This window comes from Dietzia sp. Cai40, from assembly GCF_014145165.1.
Lineage (GTDB): Bacteria > Actinomycetota > Actinomycetes > Mycobacteriales > Mycobacteriaceae > Dietzia > Dietzia natronolimnaea.
Map to the genome: position 1 here is coordinate 1 of NZ_JAALEB010000290.1, position 1,679 is coordinate 1,679.

General features: G+C 70.5%; 2 protein-coding genes. Both read right to left on the bottom strand.

Features of this window, described 5'->3' with window-relative positions:
• Positions 1-980: SGNH/GDSL hydrolase family protein (locus G6022_RS11365; protein WP_182691594.1), on the bottom strand; the 980-nt coding region annotated here is incomplete at its 3' end.
• A gap of 80 nt (positions 981-1,060) precedes the next feature.
• Positions 1,061-1,679 (bottom strand): SGNH/GDSL hydrolase family protein (locus G6022_RS11370; protein ID WP_182691596.1); only part of this gene is annotated, 619 nt, incomplete at its 5' end.

Here is a 1,679-nt window from a genome sequence, read left to right on the forward strand (position 1 = left end):
GCCTGCTGGCCCAGGGCAGTGGGGTGCATCGGGTAGGCGCCGGTCGGGGCCCCGCCGAGGAAGTCGGTCCAGCGCTCATCGGCGTCGCCGCACGCACTGCGGTCCACGGTGGGGTCGACGGGCAGGACCGAGACGTGACCGTTGCGGATGGCGGCGGCGTCGACGGCGGCGTTGATCTTCGCGGTCACCTCGCGGGCCCACTTCACGTCGTCCGGGACGAGCCGCTCGGTGAACGCGCAGCTCTCTCCCTCTGCGGGCATGAGCGGCAGGTACTGGGTCGCGACGACCGTCGCGCCGGGGGACCGCTCGGCGATCAGGGCGTAGATCGTGTCGACCTTCGTCGCGACCGGGACGTCCTCCTCGACGCCCGCGCCGAAGACGGTGTCGATGGCGGCGGTGATCTCGTCGTCGAGTTCTTCCCGGCAACTGGGGACGGTGGCGTAGTCGTCCTGCTTGGTGATGCAGTTGACGATCGTGCCGAAGCCGACGTCATTGCCGCCGATCGACAGCGTCACAAGATCCGTCCCCGCGTCGAGAGCGTTCAGCTGGGCGGGGACCCCGTCGTACTGGAACCCCGTGAGGCTGGGGATGATCGCCCCGCCGCAGGTGACGTCAACCAGCTCACCAACCGCCGGGTTCACGTCGAGCACATTCGGATAGTTGGTCAGACTGCGGCCGCACCGGGCGGCGGGGCCATCCGTGACCACGGGCTCCGTCTGGTCCCCGAACGCGGCGTAGGAGTCGCCGAGCGCCACGTAGTCGGCGTAGGCCGGAGTCGAGAGCGAGCCGAGCGAACCCGACGCACTGACAGGGGTGCCGACGCTCGACCCCAGGGAGCCGAGGGCGATCGTGCCGTCCGCCTGGGTGGTGGACTGGGCACCAGCGACGGGTGCGGCCGTGAGGACGGCGGACGCGGCCAGGGCGAGGGAGGTGGTGAGGGTGCGGGAACCGGCGAAGCGGCGCCGAGGAGTGGTGAGCATGAGCTCTATGTTCTCTCATCGACGCCGCTTCGTTACCGAATTGGGCCCAACTGGACAGTCGTCAGGTGACGTGACCGGACTCAGGCATCGCCCAGCGCGGCGAGCACCCGATCCGCGACGTGCGCATGGCCGGCGGTGGTCGGATGGACCGGCACCGCGCCCGTGTCCAGCCCGGTGAAGTCCACCCAGCGGTTCTCGGGCGGGGTGCACATCGAGTGGCCCGGTTCATCGGGGATCACGACGGTGGCGCCGTTGCGCTCGGCGGCGTTGCGGACGACGCGATTGATGCTGTCCTGGAAGCCGCGGACCTTGGCCCGCTCCTCCCGGCTGATCGCCATGAACGGAGCGCAGGCCGGGGATTGCTCGATGATCCGGTCGTCCGCGGGCACCGCGGCCAGGTACCCGACCGTCACCACGCGGGCCTGCGGTGCGCGCTCGGCGATCCCGGCGTACACCGCGTCCATGCGCTGGTCGAGAGTCTCGAGCGCGCGGGCGGCCTGCCTGTCGATGACGTCCGAGCACCCGGCGGTGGGATCGAAGCCCTTCGACAGGCTCGCCGTCGCGCCGTCGACGAGCGGCAACAGCTCGGGTGCGGTGTTGGGCCGCAGGGCGCACGCCACGATCACGGCGGCGAAGCCCACGTCATTACCGCCGATCGTCATGGTCACCAGGTCGGTATCGGCGTCGAGGGCGTCGAAC